The sequence below is a fragment of the Natrinema soli genome (assembly GCF_028618695.1).
Window position 1 is genome coordinate 1 of sequence record NZ_JAQIVI010000652.1, and the last position, 7,757, is coordinate 7,757.

Sequence of the window (7,757 nt, forward strand, 5' to 3'; positions counted from 1 at the left end):
GTCGACGTCGAGTCGGATACTGGCGGTCGGGACCGCTCCGCCGCTGGTGGCAGTGAGATCGAGCAGGTCGACGACGCGCTCGCGGTCCTCGCCGGTGACGTCCTCGGCGATGGCCAGCAGGTCGGCGTCCGTCACTCGGCGACCGCGATCCCCGAGTTCTGTTACGCGGGTCGCGATTTCCGCGACCTCGTCGCCGTCGGCCTCGACGCCGTGTTCCTCGAGCGTCGCTGCGACACCTGCGCTACCAGTATGCTTGCCGAGTGCGAGTCGGCGCTCGCGGCCGACGGTCTCGGGCGCGTAGGGCTCGTACATCTTGTCGTCCTTGAGCGTGCCGTCGGTGTGGATCCCGCTCTCGTGGGTGAAGGCGTTCTCGCCGATGACGGCCTTGTTCGGCGGGAGTTGAACACCCGTCGCCCGAGAGACGATCTGCGCGAGGTCGTACAGTTCCTCGAGTTCGAGCGTCTCGAGATCGTACACGTGCGAGAGCGCGATCGCGACCTCCTCGAGGGCGACGTTGCCGGCGCGCTCGCCGAGCCCGTTGACGGTGCAGTGAACGAGGTCGGCACCGGCCGAGACGGCCGCGAGCGCGTTGGTCACGCCCAGCCCGAAATCGTCGTGCGTGTGGGCGCTGACGGGTCCGAGTTCGGCGAGCCGAGAGACGGCCTCGTGGGTGTGTTCCGGCCCGGTGTGGCCGACGGTATCTGCGAAGCAGAAGCGATCCGCGCCCGCCTCGAGGGACGCGTCCGCCAGTTCCTCGAGGTAGTCGAGATCGGCCCGGGAGCCGTCCTCGCCGATGACCTCGACCCAGAGGCCGTGGTCCTTCGCGTAGGCGACGAGCTCGGCGGTTTTCTCGAGATTGTCTACGCGTGAGGTGCCGACCTTGCCCTCGACGTGGCGGTCGCTGGCCGGGACGACGATGTGGACCCCGTCGACGTCGCACTCGAGCGCGAGGTCGATGTCGTTCGTGATCCCGCGACAGAAGCTGGTGACGCGGGCGTCCAGATCGAGGTCGGTCACGCGCGAAATAGCCTGTCGCTCACCCGCGCCGGTACAGGCGCTGCCAGCCTCGATGACGGAGACGCCGGCGCGCTCGAGGGAGCGAGCGATCTCGACTTTCTCGTCGGGCGAGAGCGAGACGCCCGGTGCTTGCTCGCCGTCGCGAAGCGTCGTGTCGAGAAGGCGCACTGTACGGTCCGATTCTATCGTCTGTTCGGGGGAGTGAGTTACAGGCAAGAGTGGTGAGTTTCGAGTACTGCGGTTACGTTCGTCGGAGAATTTCGCATCCAGCCGGGTCGCCCCGACTTCCTCTATCCTCGGAATGCGGCGTTGAGACGGAATCTCGTGCCATTGTACTGTGGGCTAACGTATCATGCCGACTTAAATCCGCCGGTCACGGCGCAATGGTTTCGGTCGGTATCGATCGGTCGTTATCGGTTCCGATCGTCCTCGAGAACCAGCCGATCGCCGGGCTCGACGTCGGCTGCGGTGCCGGCGGGGAGTTCGGCGATCAGATTTGCTTCTTCGCGAGCGAACCCCCGCCACGGTCGCAGGGTCTCGACGCGCTGGACGACGCCGTCGACGATCCAGACGGCGTCGATCGGGAAGAAAACGAACAGCATGTGGAGGTCGCGAGTTTTGGTCGAACCGAACTGAAAGGCCAGCGCGTAGTCGGCCGGGATCGATCGGCAGAACATGAGTCCGCGGGTCTGGCTGACGATCGAATCCGCGAGATCGACCGTCGTCGCCAGAACGGTTCGGTCGGCGTCGCCGCCAGCGAGCGTATCGGCGTCGGGATCGGAACCAGTCTCGGCGTCGGGATTGGGACGAGTGTCGGAGACCGGATCGTGGACGAGTCGCACGCCCTCGAGTGCGAAGCCCCACACAAAAAGTGTTCTCGCCGCGGCGCTCTTCGAGTCGCTACCGGCCACCTGGGCCGTCGACTCGGAACCACGCCAGAGGATTCAAATCGGCTCGCGCGTAATCCGCCGTACGCGCACATGGAGAAAACCCCCCAGGGAACCTCGGTCGGCGTCGACGACCCCTACGAGTTCGCGGGCGTCTGCGACCACCTCACCGGCGAGGGAAAGTGCCGGTACGCCTTCGACCACTACGAGCACGACCCCGAGTTCGCTCGCGAGCGCGCGGACGAGGATTACGAGTGTCCCGTCGTCGACCCCGAATCGGACTGGTCGTGGGCCGACTGCCCGCACTTTCGCTCGCGCAACCGCGACCGCGAGTGCGTTCGCTGCGGACTCGAGGAAAAGCGGATCGCCCACGACGACGAGCGGCCGTTGCTCGAGGAACACCACCTTTCGTACGCACGCGACGGCGAGACCCTCTCCCACGAGATCACGATCTACCTCTGTCGGTGGTGTCACGCGAAAGTCCACAACTCGTGGGCGCGGATCACGGACGACGCCGGGCTCGATCCGGCGGCGATCGCGGCGCTCGAGGAACGCCGGAGTCGCGAGCAGTCGGAGCTGGGGTTCGAGTCGGCCGCGGAGCGCTACGGTGACGACGAGTGAGACGGACTATCGGTAGTCAGTTCCGGCGCAACTGCGAACTGCCCTGGAGTTGCTCCGGGTAATCGGTACAGCAGACCGTACGACGAGCTACGCGAGTTTTCGCAGGAGACCGTACACCGCATCACGCAGCCGATCCGGCAGATAGCGAGCGTAGAGGCCGTACTGCGCCAGCGGGCCGACCGGGTACCGCGCCGGCGGATCGGGGCTGGTCGCCGACTCGAGGATCGCTGCCGCCACGTCCTCGGGATCGGAGGCGAAGGGGCCGCCGCTCCCGCCGCCGATCAGCTGTGCGTCGTCGTACAGTTCGTACAGCGACTCGTAGGCCGGCGTCCGCTCGTCTTCCGGGAGTTCGTCGTCGACTCGGTCGGAGAAGTTCGTCTCGACCGGCCCGGGTTCGATCACGACGACGTCGATCCCGAACTCCTCGACTTCCCCGCGCAGGGCGTCGCTCATCGCCTCGAGCGCGTGCTTCGAGCCGGCGTAGGCGCCCGACCCGGGGATCGATATCCGGCCGATGACGCTCGAGACGTTGACGATCCGACCCTCTCCCTGGGCGCGCATGTGCGGCAGGGCGGCGTGAGTGAGCCGATGGGGGCCGTAGACGTTGACGTCGAACTGCCGGTGGAGGTCGACCGTGGCGACGTCCTCGAGGGGGCCCATCTGGGCGTAGCCGGCGTTGTTGACCACGCAGTCGATCGAACCCGCGACGTCGACGGTCCGCTCGACGACGGATGCGACCTGCTCCGGATCGGTGACGTCGAGCGCGAGGGTCTCACAGCCCGCCTCCTCGAGGTCGTCGATGTCGTCGACGTTTCGCGCCGTCGCGAAGACCTGCCAGTCCTCGGTGAGGAAGGCTCGAGCGGTCGCGCGGCCGATTCCCGACGAGCAGCCGGTGATGAGGACCGATCTCTTGCGCGTATAGCGGTCCTCGTCGGTCGTCGTGGTCTCGCGCCCGCGGTCGTCCTCGACGACGGTTCCGTCTGGCCCGTCGTCGTCTGTCCCTTCGACGTCCTCAGCGGTAGCCATACGTGACCGGTTCGAGAGACGATACCTAAGTATCGACGGTTTGTCGCGCTATTCGTAACGTTCGTATTTGGATAGGGTCACGGAAGAGAGAACGGGTGTGTGAGAGCACTGTACGGCACTCTGAAAGCCCCCAGCTCGCTCGAGTCGGTGGCCTCGCTGCGATCCTCGCCCTTCGGGCTGCGGTTCTTGCGTCGTCCGCCTTCCCCGAGCGAGCTGGCCCCTTTCATTCCCACCCGCGGCAGGCGGTTGGCCGGGCGGCTGTAACCAGTGGATAGTCGGGTTACTCCGTAAGTTCGCGTTTGGCCTCGTCGGCGTATTGATCCGCTAGCCGGACCGGCTCGGGGAGTTTGTACGACGAGGCGAGCTCGAGGACGATCTCGGCCGCCGTCTCGGGCCCGACGCGGTGGCCGGAGCTGACGTACAGCGGGTTGATGTACTGGTTCGGCGAGTCGTACTGGCGCGTTTGGACGGCGTAGCCGACCAGGGTCCCGTCGGGCGCGTCGACTCTCGAGTTCGATTCGATGGCGATCGTCGACCCCTCGGGGAGGTCGTCGGTGTCCGCTCGCGGCGTGCCACAGAGCAGGCTCTTCGCCACGCCGATGCTCGGCACGTCCCGGACCACGCCCATGTGCGTCGCGATCCCGGCCTGTCGGAAGTGAATGCGGCCGCTGCCGTCGAAAAGGAGGAGGTCGGGGTCGACGGACAACTCCTCGAGCGCCGCGAGGATCGGGCCGCCTTCCCGAAAGGAGAGGAGGCCAGGGATGTAGGGAATCTCGAGGGGCGTCACCGCGTAGACGCGCTCGACGACCTCGCCGCCGCGCATCGCGAGGACGGCGCTCAGGGCGCGGTCCTGGTCGCCGTCCTCGTTCGTAAGGAACGACTGATCGACGCCGACGACGACCGGCGGATCGCCGGTGCTCGCGGTCGTCGCGAGCGGGTTCGAGAGCGCGTCGGGATCGAACGCGAACTCGTCGTCGAAGACGGCGACGGATGCGATTTCGCGCTGGAGGTCCTCCATCTCCTCGCGCGAAAGTCCAGAACCGGGTGCGAGATCGGGGCGGGGAGTACTCATCGATGTGGCGGTAATAGACGGCGGGCGAAAATCAGTTGCGTGGTTGTAGCGGAGAACGTCGGTGGGGAGATTAGAATCGACCGCGGCCTGGACCGCCCGGTCCGCCAGGTCCACCGGGGCCGCCACCGCCGAACTCGAGGCGGTTCGGGGCGCTGACGTTCCGGTTTTGCTTGAGGTACTGGCCGTAGGCGAGACCGATCACGAGGCCGACGAGGTGGGCCATGTGTGCGATGCCGCCCCCGAGCCCGCCGCCGGCACCGGCGAGGAAGAAGACGCTGATGAAGGCGTAGCCGGCGGTGAGCAGCCAGATCGGGACGGGAAGGATGAAGTAGAGATACACCTTGAGACCGGGGTTCAGAACTGTTAGAACGCCCATAATGGCGAGTGCGGCCCCGCTTGCTCCGAGGACGGCAGTTGGGGCCCCCTGCGCGATCGAAATCGCGACCTGACCTAGCCCGGCGAGCGCGCCGCTGACGAGGAACAGAATCGCGAACTTCCTCGAGCCAACGTACCGCTCGACGAGGGGGCCGAAGAAGAAAATCACGATGCTGTTCCCGACGATGTGCATGAAGTTACCCGTGCTGTGGGCGAAGATCGAGGTGAACCACGTCCAGACGTACTCGACGTTCCACGACGTCAGCACGAAGAGCGACCTGTAGAGGCCGGAGCTACCGAATAACCCGACAACCAGTTGCGCGAGGAACGTGATCCACATCAACGCGAGGAACGTGTAGGTCGCGTTCCCGCGGAAGTACGCCAGCGGTCCGCCCGTTCCCGTATCGATCGGGAGTTTGTCCGCGAGACTCGAGGCACGAGATGAACTTCCGCCCGAATTGACGTTGTCGTCGAAGCCGCTGTCGAAGACGCCCTTCGGGTCGTTCCAGTTCTCGAGTCCCGTGCAGTTGTGATTCTCGGGGAGCCGATGGTCGCCACAGTACGTGCCACCGCAGTGCCGACAGTTGTACGGCATGTTTTCGTCCTTCCCACACACGTCGCACTTGGCCATTGATCGGGGGTATGTGCGGAGTCGCTAAGGGATTTGGGGTTTTCGCCGGATTATTTCGGCGCGGCCGACCCGATCAGTAGGCACCGTGTACGGTTCGTTTCTCCCACCCTACCGGCCGATTGAAATTCACGAAACGGACTGGTTCCGTTATAACGGACAGCGGGGACTGTACATTTTTGGCTCCCCGCCCCCATATCCGACTGTGCAAGAGTACGAGCGCAAGCAACTGCTCGAGCGCGTCGAGCGCGAGGGCGCGACCGTCGGCGCGGACATCCCGGAGACGATCGAGGTCCAGGGGGAGGAGATCGACCTCCGGACGTTCGTCTTCGAGATCAAGCGCCGCGAGACGGTCCCGTCCGGCGAACGCGACCGCGTCGAGCAGGCCAAGAAGAACCTGCGACGCGAGCGGCTCGAGCGACTCGAGCGGATCGAAGCGGGCGATATCGCCTGGGACGAAGGCGAGGAACTCGCCGGGAGCATCATCGGCATCGACCGGGCGCTGAACGCCCTCGAGAGCCTGGGTCCGACGGATCTCGAGCGCGAACAGCAGGTCCAGCAAGCGCAGGACCGCAAGCGCTGGATGTCGTTCCTGAAGAAGGCGCTGGGGCAGGAGGACGACGCCAGCGCGCGGAGGGGCCGATGACGACAAACGCCGAACTCGCCGCTCGCTTCGAGGAGTTCGCGGACCTGCTCGAGGCAGACGACGTCGAGTACAAGCCGCGCGCGTACCGCCGAGCGGCCGAGAACATCCGCGCTCATCCGTCGCCGATCGCCGACCGGGTCGAGTCCGGCGACCACGAGGCCGTCGAGAACATCGAGGGCGTCGGCGACGCTATCTCCTCGAAGATCATCGAGTACGTCGAAACCGGCGAGATCGACGAACTCGAGGCGCTTCGGGAGGAACTCCCGATCGACATCGCCGACATCACCCGGATCGAGGGCGTCGGCCCCAAAACCGCGGGGACGCTCTATCGCGAACTCGGGATTCAGACCCTGGACGACCTCGAGGCCGCCGCCGAAGCCGGCGAGGTACAGTCGGTCAAAGGGTTCGGGCCGAAAACGGAGCAGAATATCCTCGAGAACGTCGAATTCGCCCGCACCGTCGGTCAGCGCCAACTCCTCGGCGAGGCGCGACCGCTCGCCGACGACGTGCTCGCCTTCCTCGAGTCGATCGACGAGGTCGAGCGCTGCGAAGTGGCGGGCTCGATCCGCCGGTGGCGCGAGACGATCGGCGACGTGGACGTTCTCGCGGCGACCGAGGCGAACGAGGCCGTGATCGAGCGCTTCGTCGAGTGGGAGTCGGCTGACGACGAGATCGAATCCGGACCAGAGAAGGCGAGCGTCCGCGTCGGGGAAATCCGCGTCGATTTGCGCGTGGTCGTCCCCGAGGAGTTCGGCTCCGCGCTCCAGTACTTCACCGGGAGCAAGGACCACAACGTCAGCCTGCGCAACTACGCGATCGACCGCGAGATGAAGTTAAACGAGTACGGAGCCTTCGACGTGAGCGAGGTCCCGGACGCGGAAGACGGACAGCGAGTCGGCGACCGCGTCGCCGGCGAAACCGAAGCGGGAATGTACGAGGCGCTCGGACTGCCGTGGATTCCGCCGGAACTCAGGACGGACCGGGGCGAGATCGCAGCCGCCGAGGACGGCGATCTGCCGGCCCTCATCACGCGCGACGACATCCGCGGCGACCTGCACAGCCACACCGAGTGGTCCGACGGTGCCACTCCCATCTCAGCGATGGTCGAGGCCGCCGCCGAGCGAGGGTACGACTACTTCGGAATCGCCGACCACGCCGAGGGCCCGGGAATCGTCGGCGGCATGGGACTCCCCGATACCGAGATCCTCGAGCAGGTCGAGGAGATCCGCACGGTGGGCGACGAGGCCGATATCGAGGTCTTCGCGGGAATCGAAGCGAACGTCGACGCCGAGGGCGAGATCGGCCTCTCCGAGGCGGTGATCGAGGCCCTGGACGTGATCGTCGCCTCGACGCACAGCGCGCTCGGTCAGGACGCCGAGACGGCCACGGAGCGACTCGTCCACGCCCTCGAGAATCCGGCGATCGACGTGCTCGGCCACCCCAGCGGTCGGCTGCTCAACGAGCGCTCCGGCCTCGAGTTCGACG

Annotated in this window: 8 protein-coding genes; 3 read left to right on the forward strand and 5 right to left on the reverse strand. The window is 66.1% G+C overall.

Translation table 11 applies throughout. The annotated features are described in order from the left end of the window. The coding region (locus tag PGX04_RS29230) for a homocitrate synthase/isopropylmalate synthase family protein (RefSeq protein WP_273741703.1) at positions 1-1,233 on the reverse strand (1,233 nt) is incomplete at its 3' end. Positions 1,234-1,427: 194 nt separating this feature from the next. Further along, positions 1,428-1,859 (reverse strand): DUF192 domain-containing protein, encoded by a 432-nt coding sequence (locus PGX04_RS29235; RefSeq protein ID WP_377043660.1) that lies wholly within the window; start codon positions 1,857-1,859, stop codon positions 1,428-1,430. 138 nt (positions 1,860-1,997) lie between these two features. Here PGX04_RS29235 and PGX04_RS29240 point away from each other — a divergent pair, with 138 nt between their 5' ends. Further along, complete coding sequence (locus tag PGX04_RS29240) at positions 1,998-2,525, forward strand: DUF7097 family protein (protein WP_273741704.1); 528 nt, start codon at positions 1,998-2,000, stop codon at positions 2,523-2,525. Between the two features lie 87 nt (positions 2,526-2,612). Here PGX04_RS29240 and PGX04_RS29245 read toward each other — a convergent pair whose 3' ends face one another. From PGX04_RS29245 to PGX04_RS29255, 3 genes are all read right to left on the reverse strand, one after another. Continuing rightward, positions 2,613-3,551, reverse strand: coding sequence for an SDR family oxidoreductase (locus PGX04_RS29245; protein WP_273741705.1), 939 nt, complete (start codon positions 3,549-3,551; stop codon positions 2,613-2,615). A gap of 280 nt (positions 3,552-3,831) precedes the next feature. Further along, positions 3,832-4,623 carry an endonuclease V gene (locus PGX04_RS29250; protein ID WP_273741706.1) on the reverse strand — a complete coding sequence of 264 codons (792 nt, stop codon included), beginning with the start codon at positions 4,621-4,623 and terminating at the stop codon, positions 3,832-3,834. Between the two features lie 70 nt (positions 4,624-4,693). Further along, positions 4,694-5,629 (reverse strand): rhomboid family intramembrane serine protease, encoded by a 936-nt coding sequence (locus tag PGX04_RS29255; protein ID WP_273741707.1) that lies wholly within the window; start codon positions 5,627-5,629, stop codon positions 4,694-4,696. Positions 5,630-5,831: 202 nt separating this feature from the next. Between PGX04_RS29255 and PGX04_RS29260 the strand changes: the two genes are divergently transcribed. Both PGX04_RS29260 and PGX04_RS29265 read left to right on the forward strand, forming a co-directional pair. Continuing rightward, entirely contained in the window at positions 5,832-6,272 is a 441-nt protein-coding gene (locus tag PGX04_RS29260; protein ID WP_273741708.1) for a DUF5788 family protein, read from the forward strand. Beyond that, on the forward strand, positions 6,269-7,757 hold a 1,489-nt coding region (locus PGX04_RS29265; RefSeq protein ID WP_273741709.1), incomplete at its 3' end, for a DNA polymerase/3'-5' exonuclease PolX. The genes PGX04_RS29260 and PGX04_RS29265, both read left to right, overlap by 4 nt.

Excerpts from the sequence above, each read along its gene's own strand:
- PGX04_RS29240 (WP_273741704.1), top strand. The coding sequence starts at position 1,998 with ATGGAGAAAACCCCCCAGGGAACCTCGGTCGGCGTCGACGACCCCTAC.
- PGX04_RS29245 (WP_273741705.1), bottom strand. The coding sequence starts at position 3,551 with ATGGCTACCGCTGAGGACGTCGAAGGGACAGACGACGACGGGCCAGAC.
- PGX04_RS29250 (WP_273741706.1), bottom strand. The coding sequence starts at position 4,623 with ATGAGTACTCCCCGCCCCGATCTCGCACCCGGTTCTGGACTTTCGCGC.
- PGX04_RS29255 (WP_273741707.1), bottom strand. The coding sequence starts at position 5,629 with ATGGCCAAGTGCGACGTGTGTGGGAAGGACGAAAACATGCCGTACAAC.